General features: G+C 40.3%; 20 protein-coding genes and 1 pseudogene. 6 read left to right on the top strand and 15 right to left on the bottom strand.

Annotated features, from left to right (window positions below):
- Positions 1-100: 100 nt before the first annotated feature.
- The gene (locus tag AAEY98_RS05420) at positions 101-1027 is read right to left on the bottom strand and encodes an NAD(+)/NADH kinase (RefSeq protein ID WP_351015439.1); all 927 of its coding nucleotides are present in this window, start codon (positions 1025-1027) and stop codon (positions 101-103) included.
- Entirely contained in the window at positions 1024-2049 is a 1026-nt protein-coding gene (locus AAEY98_RS05415; RefSeq protein ID WP_350998439.1) for an SPFH domain-containing protein, read from the bottom strand. The genes AAEY98_RS05420 and AAEY98_RS05415 overlap by 4 nt, the downstream gene beginning before the upstream one ends.
- A gap of 141 nt (positions 2050-2190) precedes the next feature.
- Here AAEY98_RS05415 and AAEY98_RS05410 point away from each other — a divergent pair, with 141 nt between their 5' ends.
- Complete coding sequence (locus tag AAEY98_RS05410) at positions 2191-2889, top strand: NUDIX hydrolase (protein WP_350998441.1); 699 nt, start codon at positions 2191-2193, stop codon at positions 2887-2889.
- Positions 2890-2904: 15 nt separating this feature from the next.
- A complete protein-coding gene (locus AAEY98_RS05405; RefSeq protein WP_350998444.1) occupies positions 2905-3357 on the top strand; it encodes a 5' nucleotidase, NT5C type in 453 nt (150 codons plus the stop codon).
- Positions 3358-3524: 167 nt separating this feature from the next.
- Here the strand turns inward: AAEY98_RS05405 and AAEY98_RS05400 are convergent.
- The 11 genes and pseudogenes from AAEY98_RS05400 to AAEY98_RS05350 form a co-directional block, all read right to left on the bottom strand.
- Positions 3525-4388: pseudogene (locus AAEY98_RS05400) on the bottom strand (alpha/beta hydrolase family protein).
- A gap of 314 nt (positions 4389-4702) precedes the next feature.
- Positions 4703-6793, bottom strand: a complete 2091-nt coding sequence (locus AAEY98_RS05395) for a two-component system response regulator (protein WP_350998450.1) — start codon at positions 6791-6793, stop codon at positions 4703-4705.
- Positions 6793-9141, bottom strand: a complete 2349-nt coding sequence (locus AAEY98_RS05390; protein ID WP_351015436.1) for an ATP-binding protein — start codon at positions 9139-9141, stop codon at positions 6793-6795. The genes AAEY98_RS05395 and AAEY98_RS05390 overlap by 1 nt, the downstream gene beginning before the upstream one ends.
- On the bottom strand, positions 9138-9671 hold the full coding sequence (locus AAEY98_RS05385) for a YfiR family protein (RefSeq protein WP_101088672.1): 534 nt from the start codon (positions 9669-9671) through the stop codon (positions 9138-9140). Before AAEY98_RS05385 ends, AAEY98_RS05390 begins: the two co-directional genes overlap by 4 nt.
- A 10-nt stretch (positions 9672-9681) precedes the next feature.
- Positions 9682-11718, bottom strand: a complete 2037-nt coding sequence (locus AAEY98_RS05380) for a TonB-dependent receptor plug domain-containing protein (protein ID WP_351015433.1) — start codon at positions 11716-11718, stop codon at positions 9682-9684.
- A gap of 366 nt (positions 11719-12084) precedes the next feature.
- Entirely contained in the window at positions 12085-12621 is a 537-nt protein-coding gene (locus AAEY98_RS05375) for a YfiR family protein (protein WP_351015430.1), read from the bottom strand.
- Between the two features lie 10 nt (positions 12622-12631).
- The gene (locus AAEY98_RS05370) at positions 12632-14668 is read right to left on the bottom strand and encodes a TonB-dependent receptor plug domain-containing protein (protein ID WP_351015427.1); all 2037 of its coding nucleotides are present in this window, start codon (positions 14666-14668) and stop codon (positions 12632-12634) included.
- Between the two features lie 340 nt (positions 14669-15008).
- Positions 15009-16190 carry a BaiN/RdsA family NAD(P)/FAD-dependent oxidoreductase gene (locus AAEY98_RS05365; RefSeq protein ID WP_350998468.1) on the bottom strand — a complete coding sequence of 394 codons (1182 nt, stop codon included), beginning with the start codon at positions 16188-16190 and terminating at the stop codon, positions 15009-15011.
- A 124-nt stretch (positions 16191-16314) separates the two neighbouring features.
- Positions 16315-17331: an NAD(P)H-dependent glycerol-3-phosphate dehydrogenase gene (gene gpsA / locus AAEY98_RS05360; protein WP_162024215.1), complete on the bottom strand. Its 1017-nt coding sequence runs from the start codon at positions 17329-17331 to the stop codon at positions 16315-16317.
- 3 nt (positions 17332-17334) lie between these two features.
- On the bottom strand, positions 17335-17808 hold the full coding sequence (gene secB / locus AAEY98_RS05355) for a protein-export chaperone SecB (RefSeq protein ID WP_011639424.1): 474 nt from the start codon (positions 17806-17808) through the stop codon (positions 17335-17337).
- Between the two features lie 208 nt (positions 17809-18016).
- Entirely contained in the window at positions 18017-18451 is a 435-nt protein-coding gene (locus tag AAEY98_RS05350; RefSeq protein ID WP_101088677.1) for a rhodanese-like domain-containing protein, read from the bottom strand.
- Between the two features lie 251 nt (positions 18452-18702).
- Here AAEY98_RS05350 and gpmM point away from each other — a divergent pair, with 251 nt between their 5' ends.
- From gpmM to AAEY98_RS05335, 3 genes are all read left to right on the top strand, one after another.
- Positions 18703-20244 carry a 2,3-bisphosphoglycerate-independent phosphoglycerate mutase gene (gene gpmM / locus AAEY98_RS05345; protein ID WP_351015424.1) on the top strand — a complete coding sequence of 514 codons (1542 nt, stop codon included), beginning with the start codon at positions 18703-18705 and terminating at the stop codon, positions 20242-20244.
- Between the two features lie 10 nt (positions 20245-20254).
- Positions 20255-21388: a murein hydrolase activator EnvC family protein gene (locus AAEY98_RS05340; protein WP_101088679.1), complete on the top strand. Its 1134-nt coding sequence runs from the start codon at positions 20255-20257 to the stop codon at positions 21386-21388.
- 191 nt (positions 21389-21579) lie between these two features.
- Complete coding sequence (locus tag AAEY98_RS05335; protein WP_502959635.1) at positions 21580-22338, top strand: divergent polysaccharide deacetylase family protein; 759 nt, start codon at positions 21580-21582, stop codon at positions 22336-22338.
- On the opposite strand, the gene AAEY98_RS05330 is transcribed toward AAEY98_RS05335, so the two are convergent.
- Positions 22313-22768 carry an Rrf2 family transcriptional regulator gene (locus tag AAEY98_RS05330; protein WP_101088681.1) on the bottom strand — a complete coding sequence of 152 codons (456 nt, stop codon included), beginning with the start codon at positions 22766-22768 and terminating at the stop codon, positions 22313-22315. The genes AAEY98_RS05335 and AAEY98_RS05330 overlap by 26 nt on opposite strands.
- A gap of 35 nt (positions 22769-22803) precedes the next feature.
- Complete coding sequence (locus AAEY98_RS05325; protein ID WP_351015418.1) at positions 22804-23055, bottom strand: YkgJ family cysteine cluster protein; 252 nt, start codon at positions 23053-23055, stop codon at positions 22804-22806.
- Between the two features lie 242 nt (positions 23056-23297).
- Here AAEY98_RS05325 and rihA point away from each other — a divergent pair, with 242 nt between their 5' ends.
- The gene (gene rihA / locus AAEY98_RS05320) at positions 23298-24230 is read left to right on the top strand and encodes a pyrimidine-specific ribonucleoside hydrolase RihA (protein ID WP_351015415.1); all 933 of its coding nucleotides are present in this window, start codon (positions 23298-23300) and stop codon (positions 24228-24230) included.
- Positions 24231-25098 lie beyond the last annotated feature (868 nt).

Raw genomic sequence — 25098 nt, 5'->3', positions numbered from 1 at the left:
ATTCCAATTTTAAACAAGATCTTTGTGTCAATAGGACACAATTGTTAATGTTTAAGAAAAAAATAGTAACAGCTAATTCAACTAACTGATAATAAAAAATTTACTCTTTTCTAATCAAATGACCAACACGTGAACTCATTGAAATATGGGCAACGACGCCGGCATTGAACTCAATGGCGTCTTGTTCAATACCATCTGAAAATATCACTCCGTTTTCAGGCATTTTTGATGCCATAGAAAAACAAGATTGATTTGATATTTGACCAAAAACGAGTTCGCAACCGGTTTTAATTGAAGGAAATGGCTCCCTAACGGAGTAATAGAGATATGGGCTTGCCCACGGAAAACCTTCTGTAAGTTCATTCTGTATTGGCTGCTTTGCGATGCCCCTAGCGCCTGCCAGAATGCTTTTAAACCAACCCGTAGATCCTAGACCGGTACTAATAATCACACCGCTTGAACTTTGCTCTTCATGTTGCTCATTAATGGATAATGTATATCGTGCGGATGAATGTGTTTTCGGACCAATAAAAATATCGTTTACCGCTAATAGAGTCTGACCTAAATTGGTGTTCACTTCAGCCATCGAAATGTTGTCAGTGGTGACAACACCGCTTAAGGTTTGTAAAACAATATCTTTCAGCTCCCCTATCAAAAAAGGTAGCAGTTTACCTTCATACACTGATGGCATTGGGTTAATTGCAATAACAGGTTGCCCATTAAGGTACTTCAAAGTATTAGCGACCAAACCATCTTGTCCAATCACTATAACAATGTCGTCTGGTGAAAATAGGTAAGTAGACAATACACTTCGTTCAAGTAATTGTACGCGGCTAATCGTTTTAAGATAATCAACAGCAATATTGATTACATTAGTGTAAAGATGATTTTCTTCTTCGTAATCGGTAAATGACTCACCTAAATGCTCAAGATAAAACTTAGCTTGGCCTAAAGTACAATATTTTTGCTTAAGCTCTTCAAGCCGAGTTTTGCGAGTCACTACCACCATTTTTCGGTTTGAAATCATCCACGGCCCCCATCTTGTCGACTAGTTAACGCCAATAATAAATCAGGTGAGAGATTTAGATTGCCAATCTTATTGTCCCCTTGAGTCAAGTTTTCGATTGCCTGTGCAATCAATTGCTCTGGCTTCATGCCACTCATACTCATGACTTTAAGCTTTTCAATATCAATATTTTGATAGGCTTGCATCTGCACTTGTATTTTATATGCTTGCACATCTCCACGTGCCCTTTCGTTTGCAGCATTAATGGTAACTAACTGCTCTAATTGCTTCTCATCTTCAATTTGAGCTTGGATGGTTTCTTGATTAATTTTAAATTGTTGTTGCTTTCGAAGTCGCACAGCTTCTAACTTCGATGTTTCAAGATCCTGCTGTTTCTTTTGAATCGCTTTTTCTGTCTCTAACTCAGACTCTTTAACACTCTTTTCTTGCTCAATACTGGCTAGACGTCTTGCATAAATTGCCGAGTCAGCTTCTTTCAACAAACTTTCTCTAATTTCCGCCTCTAGTGCCTTGCCTGTTTCTGGCGTTGGCTTGATTGCGGTGAGTGATACATCTGTAATCCCAACCCCTAGGCTCGTAATAGCGTCAATACTACCCAGTCCTTGCTTAAGGTCTAACGTCAGTTGTCGAGCGCATGTTAATGCATTTTTTAACGTCATAGACTCAATATGATTACGCAGTAACACTTGTACTGCTCGCTGAACACGTTCGTCTAATTTTTTAGGGTCATCAGAAACATACTGCCCTGTAGGCTCAATAGTGAAATTGAGCATTTTTGCTGCCTCACGTGGCTTTTCAATCCGATAAGTAATTTGTCCCTGAAGGCTTAATTCTTGGAAGTCTGCCGTTTGTAGTCTGAATACAAAAGGGAGTTCTTTACTATTACTTGGAATCGCAACCAATGATGAGCTTGGCGCATAGTAGAAAAAACTGACTCCTACGCCTTCTTGAATAACATTGCCTTTTTTAAATAGCATCAAGTGTGTAGATGGATCTGCTTTTATATATTTTAAACCAAACATAACAACCTCCAATTAATGTCTCTTTGACACAATTATTATTGTCCCAGGGACATTATTGTGTCAATGTTTATTTTTAATTGACGAAACACTGACGAATCATTAATGTGTCGTAAAGACATAAAGAGGTTGTGATAAATAAAAATGACTGAAAAATACGATATCAACCAGTTCAAAAACCCATTATTTACCGTAGATAGTGTGCTATTTACCGTAAAAGATACGGCATTAAAAGTGCTTATGGTAAAGCGTGCTAACCAACCATTTATAGGTTGTTGGGGATTACCTGGCGGGTTTGTTGATATTGATATTGATGACACAACGGATAAAACAGCACTGAGAAAGCTAAAAGAAAAAACTAGTATTGCGCCACCTTACATTGAACAACTACAGGCATTTTCAAGCAGCGATAGAGATCCAAGAGGATTCAGCGTTACCTTGGTTTATTTTGCATTAATTGCTGAACAAGATGTGTCATCGCATATAGACACGGTTGAAGACGTGCAGTGGATTGATGTTAATCAATTAAAAAGCTTATCCATTGCTTTTGACCATCAATACATTATTGAGCAAGCGCAACTGCGCCTTCAACAAAAAGCGTTATATTCCATGGTCCCCGTATACTGCTTGCCTGAATATTTTACGATTGGACAACTCAAAACCGTTATTGAAACTATTATCGGTAAATCGATTCAACGTAAGAGCTTAATTCGTCGTATTGAAGCTTCTGAAATGTTTGCAACGATAGATGAAAAAGTTAAATCCGGTGGCCGTTTAGCCCAACTTTATAAAATAAAACCAGATGTAGACATTGTTAACTTTGAGCGGAATTTAAGTGTTTAAGGATAAGATAAAATAATGCTTATATACATCGACATGGATGATGTGCTCTGTGATTATACCACCGCTTTTCATCAAGCTATTAATCTGACACCATCCATTGCATTTCCGCAGTCACAATATGGTTTTTACGCAAATCTAACACCTATAATAGGTGCCATCGAAAGTGTAAATACCCTGATCAAATCTGAAAAATTTGACCCTTATATTCTCACGGCCCCATCGAACAGAAATCCACTGTCATATACAGAAAAACGAGTATGGATAGAAAAATATTTTGGCATCGCCTTCACTGAAAAGTTAATTATCTGCGCGAATAAAAGTCTTCTAAAAGGGGATATATTGATAGATGATCAATTAAGTGGCAGAGGACAAGATAAGTTTGATGGGCAATTAATACATTTTGGATCGACAGCATACCCAAACTGGAAAAGCATCATGAATACACTAACTCAGAAAAATATGAGTTAGTCATAGCAATAGATTATCCAGTATACATTGAGCCACTTACTAAGTCGTAATGTTCTAAGGTTTAAAGGTCGCTAGTGACGCCTAATTGTAATACCACCACTCAAGCTCTAATCAGCAAAAGTAGTTTAGTGTTCAACTACAGATTAACATCAACTCATCAACAGGCTTTAATGCTTGTCTAGCCAATCCAACGCTAATGGCCACAAAACTTGAGACTTACTGCTAAAAAACTTCATGTGGCCGATTTCTGATAATCCATGCTCACTTGGCGTTAATGTTAAGGTTTGACCATTAAGCTTGGGAAATACCGACATCATGTCTGCTACGTTGGCATGATTAGCAATGTCATCATCTACCGCATTAACCCATAATGACGGCAATGTCAGTTCGTCATAACAATGTTGATACACGGTTTTACCAAAAGCCGTTTTTACATACCCTTTTCCATTACACCATTGCCGTCATTGCTTAGCGACGGCCTTTGGTAAGGGCTCACCCATGCCAACCCATTGCGACTTAGTATGACCAAACAAGGTATTACTCAAAGGTATAAAAGCATTCATAAAAAAGTGTGCTTGTACCAGATAAGACAACTTCATGTTTCGTAGTTGTCCAGAAGAACAGGCAAAATTGAACATTGAGCTTATGTCCATTGCATTGTGCATTAACCCAATCAGTTGACCTCCAGCACTGTGCCCGACCAAGTGATATTGTGTTTGTGGAAATATCGTTTTTAAATGTTCCAATACCGCAGGCATGTCTTTTTGGCCCCAACACTGTAACGACGCAGTACTCTGGGCAACAGGTCCTAATAATGATCCGCCAATGCCTCGGTTATCAAAGGTAATAACACCATAACCATTATTGGCAAGATAGTTGGCAAAGTTAGCGTAAAATTGTCTTTTAATGCCTGTAGCGGGCGCCATCATCACGGCACCTTTTACTGTTATTGTGGGCTCATAAATGGTGGCAACAAGTTCTACACTATCGCTGCATTTTATTGTTTTTTGCTTCACATTTTGCAGATTCATTGTTTTTAGCTACGCCAATTGGAGGGGGTCATAAATACTGACAAGAAGTACGGATTGATATGCCTTAACAGTGACTAATATCAACGACAATGACAGCCAAAGACATTTCGCATTACGTCGGTTATGAAAATGACCGTTCTTTAATCGCTTTTTTAAAGTTCGTACTGATGTGAGGTGAGTAAAATGGCGTAATGGGTCATCGACGGCCATTAACCTACACTATTAATCAGTAGGCATTTAGCTATTAGGTATTAGGTATTTAGTTAGTAGGCATTGAAAGGTAAACCCTAAAATGTATGCTGTTACATATCACTTTAAACCATTTCCGAAGGTAAGGGTTTACTATACAAATAACCTTGTAAATTAGTACACCCCATAGCCTTAAGTAACTCATGCTGCTCTATGAATTCGACTCCTTCAGCTATCGTACTGAGCTCTAAATTAAGTGCTAACTGCACAATTGTGCGAGCAATAGCGGCATCTTTTTGATTACTCACAATGCCATCTACAAACGATTTATCTATTTTCAATGTATCAATGGGAAAGCTCTTTAAGTAATTTAATGAAGAGTAGCCGGTTCCAAAATCATCAATGGCTAACTTCACACCTAGTTTTTTTAACATAAACAGCAAAGCAATTGCCTCATCGACGTTACTGATGATGGCTGATTCTGTAATTTCAAGCTCGAGTAAGCTTGGTGGTAAGCCGGTTTCAACAAGTGCACTTTTAACGTGGTCAAAAATATTTGCATGGTTGAATTGCAATGCCGATAGATTAACTGCCATGCGCTGAAAATTGGCATCTGCAATGTGTATTTTCTTCGCTTTGTTACAAGCTTCAAGCAAAGCCCATTCTCCAATAGGGATAATCAAGCCGCTACTTTCAGCAATCGCGAGAAAATCTATCGGCGCTAACAAGCCTCTTGTTGGATGATTCCAACGTAGCAATGCTTCGTACCCAATAATATTGCCATTCACAGAGTCAACTTGTGGCTGATAATACAACATAAGTTGATTGCCTAATCTTACCGCTTCACGTAGTTCAGCTTCTATTTGAAGCCGATCCATTAACGACTTATGCATATCATGAGAAAACAATTGATAACCGTTTTTGCCGTTATTTTTCACTTCGTACATGGCTGTGTCTGCATGCTGCAACAAAATATCGCCGGTAGCGCCGTCATCAGGATAAAACGAAATACCTATGCTGGCCGAAATAAACGTTTGCTGTCCCTGAATAAAATAGGGCTTAGAGAGTGAATCGAGCACTCGCTGAGCAATAATTGCGACGTTATCAAATGCTTCTAACTCACATAAAAGCAAAGTAAATTCGTCTCCGCCCAAACGGGCAAGGTGCTCATTTTCATAATCAACTCGGCTGCCCACACTGAGCTCATCTGACATGCGTACCGAGTTTTTAATACGTGTGGCTGCTTCGCATAACAATTCATCTCCCGCTTTATGCCCCAACGTATCGTTTATTCTTTTGAAATGATCTAAATCAATGAACAACAATGCTAATTTGGTTGTGTGACGCTTAGCTAGAGCAATCGCAGAGTCCAACTGCAACAAAAACTTACGTCTGTTCGGCAGGTCCGTTAAGGTATCGTAATAGGCATAATACGCGATTTCTTGCTCTGACTTTTTCCGACTAGAAATATCATGCAAAGTGCCATTAATCCGTGGTTCGCCAAAATCGTAAGTGATATCGGTTCTATCATGCAGGGTAATCACCTCTCCACTACCATGTAACACACGATATTCAATATCATACGACTGCCTGGTTTTTAAGGCTGTTTTAACGGTTAGCTTTAAGAATTCTCGGTCATCTGGGTGGATGATTTCTAACAATTTGGAGAACGTAATATCAATCTCTTGAGGTTGCATACCCAGCATGCGATACACCTCATCAGAGCAGTCTAACTTACTGGATTTGAAGTCCCATTCCCACGAGCCCAAGTGAGCAATACTTTGTGCTCTGGCGAGTTTGTTTTTACTCTTAGTTAACTCTTTGATTGTTTTATTAGCTTTCAGCACATAGTGAATGCGGTGACTCAGCAGCGGCCACTTAACCGGTTTAGTCATGAAGTCTGTTGCACCTACATCAAAGGCCTTTTGAATATCTTGCGGCTGATCTAGTGCTGTCACCATAATAATGGCGACATTATCCCCTTCAGGTAATGAACGGATCATTGAACAGCATTCAAAACCATCCATGTTATCCATCGACACATCGAGTAATATTAAATCTGGAGAGTGCTCAGAAAAAAGCTGTATCGCCTCTTCACCACTACTCGCCTCAATAATACTACCCACTGACTGGTTTAATGCTCGACGCATCAGAATCCGAATGACAGGGTCATCATCAACGATTAGCACCACATCTTGAAGTGTATTTAATAACATTAAACAAACCTCGCTAACTTTAGCAATATTGCCTCTTTCGTTTGTTCAAACACGGGCAATAATGTGTCTGCGAGATGATTGGCATCGCTCAAGTCACCACAACGTGCAAACAACTCTATTTGGCTCGCTAACATTTGAATTTTTATCGCCCCGACATTGGCCGAACTGGACTTTAAAGAGTGTGCAGATTTAAAGACTTGGTCGGCATTATTGTCGACTACGCCTTCTATAATATTTTTAATTAACTCAGGTGCATTTTGTAAGTACAAATCCACTATGCTGTTAACAAGATCGTACGAGTCATCTGGCGAAATTTGTTGAATGTCATCAAGCGGTCCATCAACAAATACTAACGACGCCTCGTCCTGAGTATCTTCGACAACCTCGGAAAGACTCGCAGGTTCAAACACCCATTTATTCATACATTCAGATAGGTTCTGGCGGGTAAAAGGTTTTAACAACGTGTCTTTAGCGCCAGCATTACGGAATAGCCTTTTAACACTTGGTTGGATATCTGCAGTAAGTGCGATGATAGGGGTTTCATGATTAATACCATTCTGACCTAACTCAGTGATTGCTTTAGTTGCAACTATTCCATCAGCTATTGGCATATGGTAATCCATAAAGATTAAATCAAACTTTTTCTCGCTCGCTCGGACAATGGCTTCTTGGCCATTATTAACAATTTCACACTGATGCCCCAAAGACGCTAGCAGACTCTTTACCACCAGCTGATTGACCACATTATCTTCAGCAACAAGCACGGTTGTTGATCGATACGTTGCCTGAACACTCTTATCCGGTTCAACTACTGCAGGAGAAGCGATGAATGAGTTGTCTTGTGGTACAAGTGGAATGCTAAACCAGAAGTTGCTGCCTTCATTTAAGGTGCTTTCTACACCGTAACGGCCATTCATCAATACGACGAGTTGTTGGCAAATGGCTAAACCAAGGCCGGTTCCGCCAAACTCGCGGGTAATAGAGTTATCAGCCTGCATAAAGGGGGTAAAAATACTCTCTAGTTTAGCTGTCGCAATGCCAATACCGGTATCTTTAACTGTAAACGTAATAAAGGTATCTGAAGCCTCCATGTGCTCGCTTATCTGTACCGAAATAGCGCCTTGGTGTGTAAACTTTATAGCGTTTGAGACAAAGTTATTAATAATTTGTCGCACTCTGACGGAGTCACCCAAATAGTTTTCGTGGATCAATGGCGATATGAACACGTCAAAATTAAGGCCCTTTTTCTCTGCCGACACTTTATGAGAATGGCATGCAGAAGTGACAAGATCGGGCAAATTAAATTCTTTAATGTCTAAATCCATTTTATTGGCGTCTGCTTTCGAGAAATCGAGCACTTCATTCAACAGCACCAGCAATGTTTGTGCTGAGTCGTTGATCATTTGAACCGTGTTGGACACATTTTTATTTAATTTAAAAGAGGTCAGTAGATCTGAAAAACCAACAATGCCATTGAGTGGCGTTCTAATTTCATGGCTCATTACCGCTAAAAACTCAGATTTGGCCTGGCTGGCTTTTTTGGCAATCTCAAGGGTTTGTTGTAATTCAAACGTGCGCTCTGATACTCGATTTTCTAATTCATGGTTAATGGTTTCTAATTGTCTACCTCGGGCATCAACCTCGCCGATCATCACATTAAAGCTGTGCGCCAACTGAGAGAATTCATCATTAGACTTGAGGTTTACGCGTTGCGTATAGTCTTTATTATTTGAGATATGTTCTATCACTTCTAACAGGGTATTAAGTGGCTTGGTGAATAACGATTGCAACCAAAACATCACCAACAAGCTGGCAAAAATGGCAAAAATGCTGGTGGATAAAACAAGTACTAAATAGTCGTCTAGTTGCTTGGTGAATTCGTTCATATTATCGGTAATATGCAGTAATCCCACCACCTCACCTTCAAATACTAGTGGGGTATATGAATGCACGCCATCTTGATTAAACTGCGTCAGTTTTTTCTTGGAAGAAATAATATTTAATAACGTTTGCTGATCAATACTACTTTGATAAGCCTTATTGCCCTGATAAGTAGCAAATAGACTCCCAGTAGGGTTATATATTGCCGCATGCATAATATCTGGTTGAGCAATAAGTGCAGATAAGGTTTTTTCTGCTGATGTTGGGTCATTAAAAATAACCGCTGACAGGCTATTGCTCGCAACAATATCACTTAACACCGCCAAGCCTTGTTCGGCCTTCTCTTTTGTCACGGCATATTGTTTAGTGATTAATGATGAAGAAATAATAACAATGACAATAATAGCGATCGCTAGCATTGAAAAAATCAACTTTGTTCGGATTGATGCAAAATTTATTATTTTCATCGCTTTACCTCAAGTGCTAATTTCAATACCTGTGAACTGATGTTTAAGCCTGATGCCTCTAACACCTTACTATTAATATTGAAATATAATCGTTTATCCTGCTCGATGATTTCAATCATGCCTCCTTGCACTGCAAACCCCGAGATATCCGAAACCGTTAAAATAGGTTTATTATCGACAGCCAAAAACAAACGACGGGTTAAATCTCTTGAGTTGGTATCAATGAAGACCACATCACATTGTGCGATTGCACTTGTTTCTGAAAGTTGAATGACTGCAATGGATTGACCGGCCAGTTTTTTATTAGCCAATTCAATAAAACTGTCACGATATTGATTACCAAAAAAACATATTTTCCACGCCGATTTTTCATGGAGACGCGATTCAGGCCACTGAGTAAATTTAGCAAAGTTATAGGTAAACGCCGCTTTTAAATCAAACGAGTCCTGGGCTATTGATGAACGTGGAAGCAGCACAAATACAATCAATAATGAATACAATATCTGTCGACTCAAATTAGCTTTTTTCATTGTCGCGACCTTAAAAAGTTAAAGTCATTTTAACAAAGTAACTTGGCCCTACCCGATAAGGGAATTGTAAGCTTTCTCCTTCATATTCAAGGTGGGCTGGGTGAAGTAAATTTTTCCCGTAGGCCGATAGTGTAGCCTCAGGCGTGATGTCCCAACTCACTCCAATATCAACACTATGATAGCTAGAAATTGTCTTTATACTTGTGCCGTTTTGGCTTATTAAGTTAGTGCTATCGACAAAACGCCATACGAAGTTAACATCAACATCATCGGTAATATTCCAATCAATTATGGTCGACAACATATGCTCTGGTGCGTCGGTATTCTGATTTAAACTGTCACCAAATTCGCTTTGGATAAAGCTGTAATTGACTCTAAACTGAAGCGCATCCGTTGCAGCCCATAACGAAGATAACTCAGCCCCATAGTTATATCCGTCCAAGCTATTTCCAAATAGGTAATGTTGCGAAATGTAATTAGGAAATGTACTGAAATCTGTTGCAGCTATTGAAGTACTGCGCAGTTTGTCATAATCGTTATAAAACACGGTAGTATCAAAAGACCATTGGCTTGCCGGAATAAAACGATACCCCATCTCGTATGAGATAATTTCTTCGGATTCAAAGTTGTCGTTACCCGACACCCATACCTTAACCAGTGGGGCCTCGTCAGAAGGCGGTATATTCAGGCCATTTACAGATATATTATTTTCTAATCTTGACGGGGTTCGCACTGCTCGAGCAATAGAAGTCCATACACTGTTTTTTGCATCTAACTGCCATCTAAGACGAATATTGGGTTGAACTTCAAAACCAGTGTAATCATTGCGTTCAAAGCGTGAAGCCAGAGTAAGCCACAACTCGTCTTTAACTAACATAATATCGTCACTGATGAATGCACTCCACAAATCAGTATTTGTCGAGAAAGCCTCACTACTTTCTAGAATAGGGCTGGAGCCGAGATCATCTTGTATATAACGATATCCTAATCCCCAAACAACATTATGATTTTGTCCAACAATTAACTGATGTTGAAAATCAACATCAAATGTTTCACTGCTTAAACCATATAAATTTTCATCTCTATTTGCATAATCGTAATAGGTTTGTACGCTATATTCAGAGGTTGCCGATAATGCTTTGGTGTACTTTGATAACAGATTAAAGCCATCACTTTTGACTTCGTCAGTATAATACTCTCGGTATAGCGGCGCGTCTGTTGATGCAATATTAGGTGCTTGCTGCATCTTCGACGTATAAAAGTCGCTGCTTAACGTGAGACTTGTGTCTGTCTCAAGCTGAATATCAATGCGCCCACCTAATTGCAGATGCTGCCAGCTATTATCTTTGCCAGCATCAGCAAATGGTACCAGTAAATCACTCTCAAGATCATTTGGGTCAAGCTCAAACGAATCTCTTTCATGGCCTTTTAAATATACTCTCGACGTGACCTTGTCAGACAATGTCGAACCATAACGAAAACCAGCAAAACCTTGTTCATAATCTCCGGCACCTAGCTCTGCATAGCCTCCTAATGTGTCGGCACTGTGTTTGGTAATAATGTTAATCACACCATTAACCGCATTGGCGCCCCACAAAGCAGCACTTGGACCACGGATGACTTCGATACGTTCAATATCTGCCATAAGCGTGTCTTGCACTTCCCAATAAACACCGGAGAAAGCTGGAGAATAAAGGGTTCTACCATCCATCAATACCAATAGTTTGTTATTGTAGCGGCCGTTAAAACCACGGCTACCGATGGCCCATTTTTGTGAATCAATCTGCGCAACATGCAGCCCTGGCACATCGCGAAGTGCTTGTGGGATTGAGGTTGCCCCAGAGCGACGAATACTTTCGCTGGTGACGACATAAATTGCAGCGGGTGAATTAGATAAAAGCTGTTTTTGCTTTGATACAGAAGTCACTTCAACATTCATTAACTCTTGTAGACTGAGATCCAAAGAGTCTGATTCAGCCGCTATAGCTGTAGAACTTGCAAGAAAAATACATAACGCAGAATAACAAGTCATTTTCAGCTTTAACATATTCAATAATTCCTTCGTCAAGCTAAAGGCAGGCATGCCAATCTGTTGATTAAATAATTTACATCACACTTTCAACTTATTCGATTAAGTTGAAAGTGTGTTGCACAATAAACATAGCAATATTACCTCAACAACTCACGAAAAATGAACCGTCGAAGGTCTCAATTTTGAACTTATGCTAATTTTTGAGGACACAAATATAAATATCGGCCAATGCAACAATATCATTAGCAAGTTGCCGTTTTTGGGCTGCGCCGAAAGATTAAACATAATCGCTGATAGAAAGATTGCTCACGATAATATCGCGTCATGCTGCGATGTATTATGCTAAACGATAACCTTTTTGGCGGTGAACAATTAATGATGTTAACGCTTAACCTCAAGGGCTAATTTTAATACTTGGGAGCTGATCTTTAATCCTGACTTTTCTAACACTTGCATATTAACCTTGAATTGTAATCGCTTATCTTGCTCGACAATTTCAATCATCCCACCTTGCATTGCAAAACCGGTAATATCCGAAACCGTTAAAATAGCTTTATTCTCTACCGTCAATAATAAGCGATGTGTTATGCCTCTAGAATTAGCGTCAATAAAAACTACATCACACTGTTCGATTTTACTTGTGTCTGACAACTGAATAATCATGACAGATTGAGTGAACAGTGTTTTATCAGAGAGCCCCATAAAACTATCGTGATATTGATTGTTGAAATAACATATTTTCCACGCGGATTGTGCATCAAGACGCACTTCAGGCCATTGAGTAAACTTAGCAAAGTTATAGGTTAATGCCGCTTTTAACTCGAATACGTTCTGCGCCATAGAGACTTGTGGAAGCAAAATAGCTCCCACGACTAATAATGAATACAGTAACTGTCGACTTAAACTGGAACTTTTCATTGTTGCTACCTTAAAAGGTCAAAGTAGCTTTGAGGTAATAACTTGGCCCCACACGATAAGGGAGCTGATAACTCTCTCCTTCATACTCAAGATGTGCTGGATCAAGTAAATTTTTACCAAACGCTGACAGTATGACATCAGGCGTAACCTTCCAGTGCAGCCCTAAATCGACTCCGCTAGTGCTGGTAATTGTCTTAGTACTGAGGTCATTAATATTTAATACGTAAGCGTCACCAACAAAACGCCAAACTAGATTAAAGTCAACATTATCGCTAATACTCCAATCCATCATTGTCGATATCATATGCTCTGGAGCATCAGTATTTTGACTTTGACTTTCACCAAACTCATTTTGAGTAAAACTATAGTTTATTTTGAATTGGATAGTATCAGTGGCAGCCCACTGAGATGACAATTCAAATCCATAGTTATATCCATCAAGATCATTACTGAATGTTAAATATTGCGAAATATAATTGGGAAATGTGCTTAAATCTGTTGCGCCAGCTGGAGCGCTGCGCAATTGGTCATAATCGTTATAAAATATTGCTGAATCAAATGACCATTTTTTTGCAGGCGTAAAACGATAACCTACCTCATAAGAAATGATCTCTTCAGATTTATAATTATCATTACCAGCCACCCATATACTGACCAATGGCGACTGAACTGAAGGCGGTATGATTTGTGAGTTCACCGATAGATTATTCTCTATCCGCGACGGTGTTCTGACTGCGCGAGCAACAGAGGCCCACAGATTATTTTTTTTATTCAACTGCCACATCAGGCGAGCATTCGGTTGGACCTCAAAGCCAGTGTAGTCATAGTGTTCAAAACGTGACGCTAACGTCAGCCACAACTCATCTTCGACTAACGTAATCTCATCACGAACAAATGCACTCCACAAATTGGTTCGTGTCGATTCTGGCTCGCTACTTACGATAATACTGCTTTGGTCGAAATCATCTTGTATAAAACGGTAACCAAGCCCCCAGACAATACTATGATTTTGTCCAACAAGTAGCTGATGCTGAAAATCAACATCAACCGTTTCACTACTAAATCCGTACCAGTCATCATCTCTTTTTGCATAATCGTAGTAGGCTTGAAGGCTATATTGAGAGGTCGACGATAATGCTTTAGTGAGTTTTGATAATAGATTAAAGCCATCACTGCTTATTTCATCACGGTTAAATTCACGATATGAAGGCCCAACTAATGATGGGTAATAGGAGGTCTGCTGCATTTCAGTACGATACACATCACTGCTCAACATGAGGCTTGTGCCCGTCTCGAGCTCTATATCAACGCGACCTCCAACTTGAAAATGCGTCCAGTCATTTTCTTTCTCGACTGTGGCTAATTGCTCCGCAAGAGCTCTATCGAGATCTTGCGAATTATACTCAAGCGAGTCTCTGCTATGGCCTTTTACATACACTCTTGATGTTGCATTGTCAGACAATGTGGAACCATAACGAAAACCAGCAAATCCTTGCTCATAATCTCCGGCCCCCAATTCTGCATAGCCACCAGATGTATCTGCACTGTGTTTGGTAATAATATTAATCACACCGTTTACTGCATTGGCACCCCACATCGCTGCGCTAGGCCCGCGAATAACTTCGATGCGTTCAATATCGGCCATAAGCGTATCTTGAACCTCCCAGTAGACACCTGAAAATATTGGCGAATACAGGGTTCGGCCATCCATCAATACGAGTAATTTGTTGTTATAGCGCCCATTAAAACCTCGGCTGCTGATAGCCCACTTTTGAGAGTCAATCTGCCCTACATGCAGCCCTGGTACATCGCGAAGCACTTGCGGGATTGAAGTAGCACCTGAATTACGAATATGTTCGCTTGTGATGACATAGATTGCTGCGGGCGAATTCGACAAAGACTGTTTTTGTTTTGATACCGAAGTGACTTCGACATTCAGTAACTCTTGCAGACTAAGATCGAGAGAGTTTGATTCGTTGGCAATTGCACTGTAACTAGCCAAAAAGGCTAATAGCACGGAATAAGAAACAAGGTTCAACTTTAACATTTTCAACAATTCCCTTATTAAGCTAACGACAATTGTGAGAGTTTACTGACTAAAGAATAAAAAGTTCACAATTAATTTACACGATTAACTTACACGATTAAGTTGAAAAAGTATGTTACAGGATAAGATATTAAGTAATTTTTGAGTGGTAGATCTTGTGCAGAACAATAAAAATTATTAGTGATCGAAATAATGACAAAAGAGTTTACCCATAAGGAAACCCTTTAATCAGCTTTTCGTTTAACGTCGTCCTGAATTCAGCATGTAGCATCGTTAAAAATGAGTTGGCCACTACGGGTCATTTGCACTTACGGGCAAACTTTATTGTCACTACACACAATTAAACTGCCAATCCTGCAGCAACACCAGAGCTCCAAGCCCATTGAAAATTAAATCCACCTAACCAACCACTTACGTCCATTACCTCACCAATGAAATACAAACCTGGTACCTTATTAGCTTGCATGGTTTTAGATGACAATTCATTGGTGTCAACGCCGCCTAAAGTCACTTCGGCAGTGCGATAGCCTTCGGTGCCATTCATAATAATAGACCAGTCGTTTAAGTCGTTAGCAAGTTTTTCACGCTCGCCGTGGCCGAGCTGATTTAAAGCTTTATCCAGTTGAGACTCGTCAAATAGTGTTTCAACCAAACGCTTAGGTAACCACTGGCTTAAGGTATTGCGTAGGCTTTGCTTTGGATGATGTTTTAGTGCAAATTCAATTTTATCTAACGCGTTTTCACCCGGTAATAAATTGATAGAAATTGCTTCACCTGGCTGCCAGTAATTAGAAATTTGCAGTACTGCTGGGCCTGATAGACCTCGATGAGTAAACAATAACGCTTCGCTAAATTGAGTACCATCTTGGGCGGTAATGGTTGTTGGCACGGCAATACCCGATAACGGCTCAAAGCGCACTTTTTGTTCGGCATGCCACGTAAATGGAACTAAACCAGCACTGGTTGATAACACCGTTAAACCAAATTGCTCTGCCAGCTTATAGCCATAAGGCGTAGCACCTAATTTGGGCATGGATAAACCGCCAGTCGCTATCACTAACGACTCGCAGCTAAAATCACCATTTGAGGTAGTTAAATTAAATCCTGTATCCGTTTTAGTAACAGATAGCATTTCAGTACGCAGCTTTACTTTAGCGCCGGCCCATTCGCATTCAGTCATTAACATGGTGACGATTTCTTTGGCTGAGTCATTACAGAATAACTGCCCATGCTCGCGCTCATGGTATTCAATACCATGACGTTCAACCAGCTCAATAAAATCGCTTGAACGATAGCGAGCTAATGCCGATTTGACAAAGTGTGGGTTGCCACAAATAAACTGATGTGGTTCAACTTTTTGGTTGGTAAAGTTACAACGCCCGCCACCACTGATAAGAATTTTTTTACCAGCTTGTTTGGCATTGTCTAGCACCAATACATCACGACCTCGATAGCCCGCAGTAGCAGCACACATTAATCCTGCCGCGCCGGCGCCGATAATAATTACGTCATGATGTTTCACGTTTTACTCCACACTTTAAATGGGTTGTTTTGTATTTAATTGATAAATATTAAATGCAAAAAAGGATGCTATTTTAGCATCCTTTTTAGTATCTATTCACGGTTAACTTAGCCGCTCTGTTGCACTATTTTTTCAGCGTTTCAGATTTCTTGTCTCGACTAAGTAACTCTTTTGCTGCTTCAACCGGTGCTTTACCTTGGTATAAGACTTGGTAAATTTGCTCGGTGATCGGCATTTCTACCCCTAGGCGCTTGGCTAAGGTAAACACTTCTTTAGTATTTCGATAACCTTCGACTACTTGACCGATTTCTTCTTGCGCGGTGATAACGTCTTTGCCTTGACCTAAAGCCAAACCAAAACGACGATTACGCGACTGATTATCGGTACAAGTTAATACTAAGTCACCTAAACCCGCCATACCCATGAAGGTTGATGCATCGGCGCCGATAGCTTCACCTAAACGGCTCAGTTCAACTAAACCACGAGTAATGAGTGCGGTACGCGCATTTGCACCAAAGCCAATACCGTCGGACATACCTGCACCAATGGCAATCACGTTTTTAACCGCTCCGCCTAATTGTATGCCGATAAAATCGTCATTTGCGTATACACGCAAGCGTTTTGGACTATGAAGCAATTCGACTAAGTCATGGGTAAACTGTGGGCAAGTACCCGCAACCGAAATAGCGGTAGGTAAACCAGCGGCTAATTCTTTGGCAAAGGTAGGCCCAGATAACACAGCTAGTGGATAATGTTCACCTAATTGCTCACGAGCAACATCTTGTAATAAACGGCCAGTTTCAGGCTCTAAGCCCTTGGTCGCCCACACAATACGTGCGTCGTCACGCAATAATGGTTTTGCTTGCTTAAGCACGTCACCAAATACATGGCTTGGTACAACAACCAAAATATTCTTGCTGGCGGCTAAGGCTTTGCCTAAATCAGCTTCGATGGATAAACAATCAGGAAACTGAATGCCAGGCAAAAAACGTTCATTACTGCGGCTTTCCGCTAATACTTGCATGCTTTTAGGATCGTGACCCCAAAGCAATGTCTTATGGCCATTGCTGGCTAAAGAAATAGCAAGGGCGGTGCCATAAGACCCCGCCCCTAATACCGTAATTTCGGCAGCGTTATTCATAAATTACGCAGTTGCTTCTTCAGTTGCAGCAGCTTGACGCTGTTGAACGTACTGAGCAAATAGAGCATCAAAATTCACTGGAGCAAGGTTTAGTTGTGGGAAAGTACCACGGCCAACTAAGTTGCCAACTAATTCACGTGCGTATGGGAACAATACGTTAGGGCAATATGCACCTAAAGAATGGGCAAGTTGTTGCTCAGTTAAACCCACAATCGAGAAAATACCCGCTTGCTGAACTTCACATAAAAATGCGGTGTCTTCGCCATTTTTAGCGGTAACAGTCAGTGATAAAATCACTTCGTATGTGTCGTCAGACAATTTGTTGCTGCGAGTATCTAAATCTAATTTTACTTCTGGGTTCCATTCTTTCTGGAAAACAGCAGGGCTGTTTGGCGTTTCAAAAGACAAATCCTTTGTATAAATACGCTGAATGTTGAACTGTGGTGCTTGTGCTTCGTTGTTTGCTACTTCAGCCATAATTTCCTACCTATCAATGTTATTTAGCTTTTCTGTGAAGCTAATTGTGTTGGGCTTTCACACTCAATGCATAAAGAATTAATCTAACATTAGTGCTATCCCGTAAAGTTGATCCAGCTCGATAAATGATAACGAACAAGATCTTGATAATAAACCGTGTTAACTCATACCCAAATTCGTTAACACCGAATACCATTAAGCAACCATATTAACGCTTGCTTTTAACTACTGGTAAATTAGCACCTTGCCATTCGCCCATGCCACCTTTAAGGTTAAACACGTTTTCAAATCCTTGTTTAGTAAGAAGTTGAGCTGCTTGTGACGATGTCATACCTGAGTTACATACTAATATAATGGGGCTAGTTTTAAACTTTTCAAGGCTAGTGACTTGATTATTTTTAATTTCTGATAAGGTCACATTGAGTGAGTCAACAATATGGCCTTTCTTAAATTCTTCTTTGCCACGCACATCAACGAGTTTGGCATCTTGCTTATTCACCATGAGTGTTAGCTCTTGATGACTGACATTTTTCACTTTTGATGTACCAGATTTAATGACACTAACAACAAGTGCTACAAACAAGCCGACCCACGCTAAGCTTAACATTGGATTCGCTTTAAAAAATTCCATATATTCTTGCATAATTACTGATTTCTCTGACGATGACTAAGATGAGATGGCCTCGAGTATATCGTTTTGCTCGGCAGTTTTCATTAAAGAAACACCTAAAATAAACGGTTTACGCCGAGTTATTCGTGACTCGCCCCTCGTTATCAGCTGCTTTAGTTATATCTTCAAACCTATATGCCTTTTGCACACTATCGATAAGTAGTAATATTCATACAATTGAAATTTTATAACACTTCTATTTTAACTTAATAAGGTACTTGCAAATGGCTAAAAAACGTCCACTCGCATTACTTATCCTTGATGGTTGGGGTTACAGTGAAGACACGCAAGATAACGCGGTTTTTCATGCAAACACTCCTGTCTTAGATAAGCTCAATGCACAATACCCTCACAGTCTTATTTCAGGTTCTGGTATTGACGTCGGATTACCCGATGGTCAAATGGGTAACTCTGAAGTTGGCCATATCAATATTGGTTCTGGCCGAATTGTTTATCAAGAACTCACCCGCATCAGTAAAGCAATTGTAGACCATGAGTTTGAACAAAACGCAGCACTTTGCGATGCAGTAGACAAAGCCATTGCCGCAAATGGTGCTGTGCACATTATGGGGCTATTGTCTGCCGGTGGTGTACACAGCCATGAAGAGCACATTGAAGCTATGTGCCGTATGGCTGTTGAACGCGGCGCAACAAAAGTGTACTTACATGCCTTTTTAGATGGCCGTGATACGCCACCTCGTAGCGCTCAAAATAGCTTGGTCCATTTTGATGAGCTATTTGCTGAATTAGGTCATGGCCGTACAGCCTCAATTATTGGTCGATATTTTGCCATGGATCGTGATAATCGTTGGGATCGCGTATCGCAAGCCTACGAATTAATCACCGAAGCTAAAGGTAAGTTCGCTTATGCTTCGGCACCAGAAGCGCTTGAAGCGGCATATGCTCGTGATGAAAACGATGAGTTTGTTGCAGCATCTGCCATTGTTGATGCGCAAGGCGAAGCTGCCGTATTAAGCGATAATGATTCACTGATATTTATGAATTTCCGTGCAGATCGTGCTCGCCAAATCACCCGCACTTTCGTGAATCAAGATTTTGACGGGTTTAAACGTAATAAAACACCAAAAATCAACTTTGTGATGTTAACTGACTACGCTGCAGACATTAATGCTCCGGTAGCCTATCCATCGAGTGATTTAGTCAATACTTTAGGCGAAACCCTGCAAAATCAGGGTAAGACCCAGCTGCGTATTTCGGAAACTGAAAAATATGCTCATGTGACTTTCTTTTTCAATGGTGGTAAAGAAGAGCCATTCGAAGGTGAAGATCGCATTTTAATTCAGTCGCCCAAGGTCGCTACGTATGATCTGCAACCTGAAATGAGCTCGACAGAATTAACCGATAAATTGGTCGCCGCGATAGAATCTACAAAATATGATGTCATCATTTGTAACTATCCAAATGGTGATATGGTCGGCCATAGCGGTAACTTTGATGCCGCAGTTAAAGCTTGTGAAGCGGTTGATGCATGTATTGGTCGTGTCGTCGAAGCGTTAGCTAAAGTTGATGGCGAATGCTTGATTACTGCCGATCATGGTAATGCCGAAAAAATGAAAGATCCTTCTAACGGACAAGCATTTACAGCTCACACCAGTAACTTGGTACCGTTCGTTTATGTCGGTCGTGATGCCGTGATAAAAGATGGTGGACGCTTGAGCGATATTGCGCCAACTATGTTAACCTTAATGGGCCAAAGCATCCCGAAAGAAATGAGTGGACGCTGTATCATTGACCTTAAAGAGTAAACATTAACTCGTGATAACTCGTTTATTTATTAAAGCCAGCATTGTTGCTGGCTTTCTAATCTTTTCATTTACGGCAAATAGTGCTGATTTGTCTTCACGCCAGTCGGCTTTGAAGTCTATTCAAGCACAAATAAACCAACAACAAAATTCGCTCAAAGACACCTCAAGGCAACGCGAGAAGCTTATTGCGTTACTAAAAAGTGACGAGCAAGCGATTGCAAAAGCAGCTAAAAAAGTCAATCAATCACAAAATTCGTTGACTGAAGTTAACGCCAAACTTAGCAACTTGGATAAACAGCAGATAGATTTAGCCAAGCTTAAAAAAAGTCAGCAAGACACCTTATCAAAACAGTTATCTAGCGCTTATTTGGCAGGTAATCATGATTACACTAAGATGATGCTGAATCAGCAAAATCCGGCCACAGTTGAGCGCATGCTGGCGTATTATCAATTTCTCAACAATGCCCGCATAAAAGCTATTCAACAACTCAAGCAAACTAGCATTGATCTTAATAAAGTTAAGCAACAGCAAGTAACAGCAAAGCAAAAACTCAATGCTTTAGTGATAGATCAAAAGCAACAAGCGCTGCAATTAACCAAAGAGCAAGGCCAACGCCAACAAACATTGACTCAACTACAAAGAACCTTATCCAGTAAAGGTGCGGAATTAGAGCAACTGCAAATAGAAGAGGCAAGTTTAAAACGTATAGTGCAACAAGCAATGCTTGCCGCAAAAGCCAATCCAACCATGGATGGATTAGTCAGTCAAAAAGCCAAATTAAAATGGCCAACTAACGGCAGAGTGAGTAAACGATTTGGTAGCAACCGTTCTGGACAAATTGTTTGGAAAGGAACTGTACTTGCCGCACCTGAAGGACAAAATATCAATGCTGTGGCATCAGGAAAAGTTATTTATGCCGACTGGTTACGTGGTTTTGGTATGGTGTTAGTTATTGATCATGGTAAGGGTTATATGAGCCTATACGGTCACGCCCAAACACTATTAAGACAACCTGGGGATATGGTGAAAACTGGCGAGTCTATTGCGCTTGTTGGCCGTTCAGGTGGGCAAAGCGAACCAGGGTTATATTTCGAAATCCGTAATAAAGGTAAGGCTGTCGACCCAGCCTATTATTGTCGTTAATAGCAAAACACGTACTGCTAATATTCAATGGTTCAACGTATTACAAGGTATAGCATTATGCCTTGCCAAAGAAAGCGGTTAACGGCCCGATTAATTAGCACTATATCAACGGGCATAACTGTGTCTATAATCACGCCGTTATGTAGATATCATTGAACAATATAACTCACACAACCAGATAAGCTAAATTCGTGCGAAACCTACTATTACTCCTACTATGCTTATGTAGCATCATGCCCGCTACAGCGACTAAATTAGCCATTATCATTGACGATATTGGTTATCGCCTAACTGACGAAGCAGCATTGTCATTACCCACTTCGATCACTTTATCGGTGCTGCCCCATACTCCACTAGGACAAAAACTTGCGCAAGATGGTTATCATAAAGGTCATGAAATAATGTTACACCTACCAATGCAAGCCTTAAATGGCAAAGCTTTAGGACCTGGAGGGCTAACCAATGATATGAATGAGACACAAATTAAACAACAGTTACAAAATGCGTTCTCTAATATCCCGTTTGCTAAAGGGGCTAATAATCATATGGGGAGTTTATTGACTCAAATGGATGAACCGATGTTATGGGTAATGCAGAGTTTAAAACAGCAGCAGTTGTTTTTTGTCGATAGTTTTACCACTAAATATACCAAAGCCAGCAACAAAGCGATGCAGCTTGGAGTACCATCACTGAGAAGACACATATTTTTAGATAACGACATTAGTGAACGTGCGCTTGAACGTCAGTTTCAGCAGATGATTACGCAATCCAAACGGCAAGATAAGCTGGTTGTTATTGCACATCCTTACCCAGAGACCATTCGATTTTTAAACGCTAATTTAGCTCGTTTGAACGATAATGGCATCACATTAGTACCAACATCTCAATTATTTGATGATATGAATGTCACGACAGCAAGTCTGCCTAATCCAACTGCAACACTGAAATAGATAAGTCAGGTAGTGTAGATAAAATTTCCGTTTTATTGGATACAATATCAGCTAAGGTATATTGATCAAGTACCGCCAGATAAGCTGTAACAGCCTGACCCAACACGCCTTTTAATTGACATATTGGCGTAAATCGGCAATAAGGTGAGTCACAATCAATAGGTGATAGTGAATGCTCTAAATCACGGACCAATTGCCCAATTAACACCTCATCAGCAGCTTTTGCTAATCTAAAACCACCACTTTTACCTCTGACCGTCTGCAAATATCCCTTTTTTCCCAATTGATGGATAATCTTGGCTACATGGTTTGAAGAAAGGTCAAACACACTAGTCACTTCAGCTATTCGAAACAAACTTTCGCGTTCAGATTGCACCGCAAGATACATCAAAATGCGAATACCAAAATCTGTATATCGGGTTAATTGCATGATCTAAAATATCCAAGGTAAGTAATAGACGCAGATTAGCATGTTGAAGACTCTAAATCAGTGATCAACCATAAAGCTTGTTCATTTGTGGTGCCGCACACATCAATACTTGCACTAAACTCAGCACAAACATCTGGACGTTCTGATTGACCAAAAATCATACACAGATTATCGGCATTTAATTGAATACAACGCACCCCAGCAGGTTTCCCCATTGGCATGCCTGGTATTGCACTAGTGATAGAAGGCGCAATGCAGCAGGCACCACAACCCAAACGACAATCCATAACTTTACCCACTAAATAAAAAGCACTGTATTTTACAAGAATGTACTCTTAACGACATGTTTAATTACATTATTGGTATCGAGAATAATTGAAATAGTCGCCGAGCTAAGGCAAGTTACTCTCGAGCATTTCTTCAACCACTATGCCATTGTATATTAGATCACATTTTTAGTTCTTAAGCATTAAGCACACAACAACCATAGTGGTACATTATACCCTCTTATAGAATAAGGAAATTACCCATGAAACGTCCTGTAATTCTCGACTGTGATCCCGGTCATGACGATGCCATCTCACTTATTTTAGCGCTTAGCTCTACAAAGCTTGATGTATTAGCTGTCACCACCAGTGCAGGCAACCAAACACCAGACAAAACCTTAAACAATGCTTTACGTGTACTAACACTATTGGGTCGTCATGATATACCCGTTGCAAGTGGCGCCCCTAAGCCATTAGCTCGTGATCTGATCATTGCAGATAATGTTCACGGCGAGAGTGGTCTGGATGGACCCAAATTGCCCGATCCAGCCTTTGCACCTGTAGAACAAACGGCTATTGAACTGATGGCCGATAAAGTGCGTAACAGTAAGCAACCCGTCACACTTGTTCCAACTGGACCGTTAACTAATATTGCGCTGTTTCTAGCTGCTCATCCTGAGTTACATTCAAACATAGATAGTATCGTACTTATGGGTGGTGCTGCAGGTGTAGGTAATTGGACTCCTGCAGCTGAATTTAATATTTTTGTCGATCCAGAAGCTGCAGATATGGTATTCAAATCTGGCTTACCGATAGTCATGTGTGGACTAGATGTCACCCACCAAGCTCAGATAATGGATGAGGATATCGAGCGAATTAGGGCTATTAATAATCCTATCGCGCTATGTGTAGCTGAATTACTCGACTTTTTTATGATTTATCACCGCGACCCCAAATGGGGATTCACCGGCGCACCACTACATGACCCTTGCACCATCGCATGGTTACTTAATCCATCACTGTTTACCTCGGTCGATTGTTGGGTGGGTGTTGAAACGAAAGGTGAATATACACAGGGAATGACTGTGGTTGATCGCTATCAATTAACCGGTAAACCGCACAATGCAAAAGTACTGTTTAATATTAACCGAACAGGTTTTGTCGACTTTATCGTAGAACGTCTAAGCGATTACTAACAAACTCATGCCATGCAGATAAAAGTAACCTGCATGGCAATAACTGCGGATAACTATTAATATCATATTCGTTATCTGCAGTACCAATACCGAGCAAGTGTCTATATTCAACCATTTTCCTCTGCTTAATTAGTTAACAATTAGTATTCCCTAAAACTAACTACAGCAATAAACAATGAACCAGCGGCCCATACGACAAAGACTATTTTATTATCTCTATAATCCACACCCAATAATAAATGGTACACAATCTCGATAAACTTTTAATCTAACTTAACTAACACTCAGCTTTTAGCTATGTATATCAATTTGGAGTTAATACCAATCCTATTAAATATGTGATCTTTCAGCGGGAGTTCAAAGTGCTGTAGGCAAGGCAGATGATTGAATCGAATAGTGATTCTCGGTAATAAGCTCCTGCGTTACTCTACCTCCAGCATCTGACCGCCATGGATGGTGGGGATGTCTTATTTTTTATGGAAAAAAATATACCATGCCGTCGTATTTTGAAAACATCTAACAAAGCATAAAGGACTTTGAAACCCGCCAGAATGGAGTCTCTCAGTTATTCCACTTCTGTGTTACGTCTATTTAAAAGAGAACAACCATTTCTACATCAATGCGCCTTGAATTGAAAAACCTGAGAGACGCTGAACTGACCAGATATTTAATGAGATTGGTATAACACGTAAATTTCAGATACAAAAAAAGCCTCGTCGTTAGACGAGACTTTGATGTCATGACAAAGCAGACAATGATAATAAGAGTGGACCTAAACCCCCGTCGTGACGGGTCACTTTCTATTGATTGAGAGTCAACCGTCCAAATAGATTGGATGAATGCAAAGCAATACCGGGAACGTTGTTGG

This window comes from Shewanella sp. AC91-MNA-CIBAN-0169 (genome assembly GCF_040310165.1).
GTDB lineage: Bacteria > Pseudomonadota > Gammaproteobacteria > Enterobacterales > Shewanellaceae > Shewanella.
Note: the sequence above shows the minus strand (reverse complement) of the source record. Positions and strands in the feature narration are given on the sequence as shown.

Bases quoted from the DNA above. Each gene is read 5' to 3' on its own strand.
- AAEY98_RS05390 (WP_351015436.1), bottom strand. From the start codon at position 9,141: ATGAAAATAATAAATTTTGCATCAATCCGAACAAAGTTGATTTTTTCA.
- AAEY98_RS05375 (WP_351015430.1), bottom strand. From the start codon at position 12,621: ATGAAAAGTTCCAGTTTAAGTCGACAGTTACTGTATTCATTATTAGTC.
- AAEY98_RS05330 (WP_101088681.1), bottom strand. From the start codon at position 22,768: ATGCAATTAACCCGATATACAGATTTTGGTATTCGCATTTTGATGTAT.
- AAEY98_RS05405 (WP_350998444.1), top strand. From the start codon at position 2,905: ATGCTTATATACATCGACATGGATGATGTGCTCTGTGATTATACCACC.
- AAEY98_RS05415 (WP_350998439.1), bottom strand. From the start codon at position 2,049: ATGTTTGGTTTAAAATATATAAAAGCAGATCCATCTACACACTTGATG.
- AAEY98_RS05395 (WP_350998450.1), bottom strand. From the start codon at position 6,793: ATGTTATTAAATACACTTCAAGATGTGGTGCTAATCGTTGATGATGAC.
- AAEY98_RS05350 (WP_101088677.1), bottom strand. From the start codon at position 18,451: ATGCAAGAATATATGGAATTTTTTAAAGCGAATCCAATGTTAAGCTTA.
- AAEY98_RS05370 (WP_351015427.1), bottom strand. From the start codon at position 14,668: ATGTTAAAGTTGAACCTTGTTTCTTATTCCGTGCTATTAGCCTTTTTG.
- gpmM (WP_351015424.1), top strand. From the start codon at position 18,703: ATGGCTAAAAAACGTCCACTCGCATTACTTATCCTTGATGGTTGGGGT.
- gpsA (WP_162024215.1), bottom strand. From the start codon at position 17,331: ATGAATAACGCTGCCGAAATTACGGTATTAGGGGCGGGGTCTTATGGC.
- AAEY98_RS05420 (WP_351015439.1), bottom strand. From the start codon at position 1,027: ATGATTTCAAACCGAAAAATGGTGGTAGTGACTCGCAAAACTCGGCTT.
- AAEY98_RS05325 (WP_351015418.1), bottom strand. From the start codon at position 23,055: ATGGATTGTCGTTTGGGTTGTGGTGCCTGCTGCATTGCGCCTTCTATC.
- rihA (WP_351015415.1), top strand. From the start codon at position 23,298: ATGAAACGTCCTGTAATTCTCGACTGTGATCCCGGTCATGACGATGCC.
- AAEY98_RS05380 (WP_351015433.1), bottom strand. From the start codon at position 11,718: ATGTTAAAGCTGAAAATGACTTGTTATTCTGCGTTATGTATTTTTCTT.
- secB (WP_011639424.1), bottom strand. From the start codon at position 17,808: ATGGCTGAAGTAGCAAACAACGAAGCACAAGCACCACAGTTCAACATT.
- AAEY98_RS05410 (WP_350998441.1), top strand. From the start codon at position 2,191: ATGACTGAAAAATACGATATCAACCAGTTCAAAAACCCATTATTTACC.
- AAEY98_RS05385 (WP_101088672.1), bottom strand. From the start codon at position 9,671: ATGAAAAAAGCTAATTTGAGTCGACAGATATTGTATTCATTATTGATT.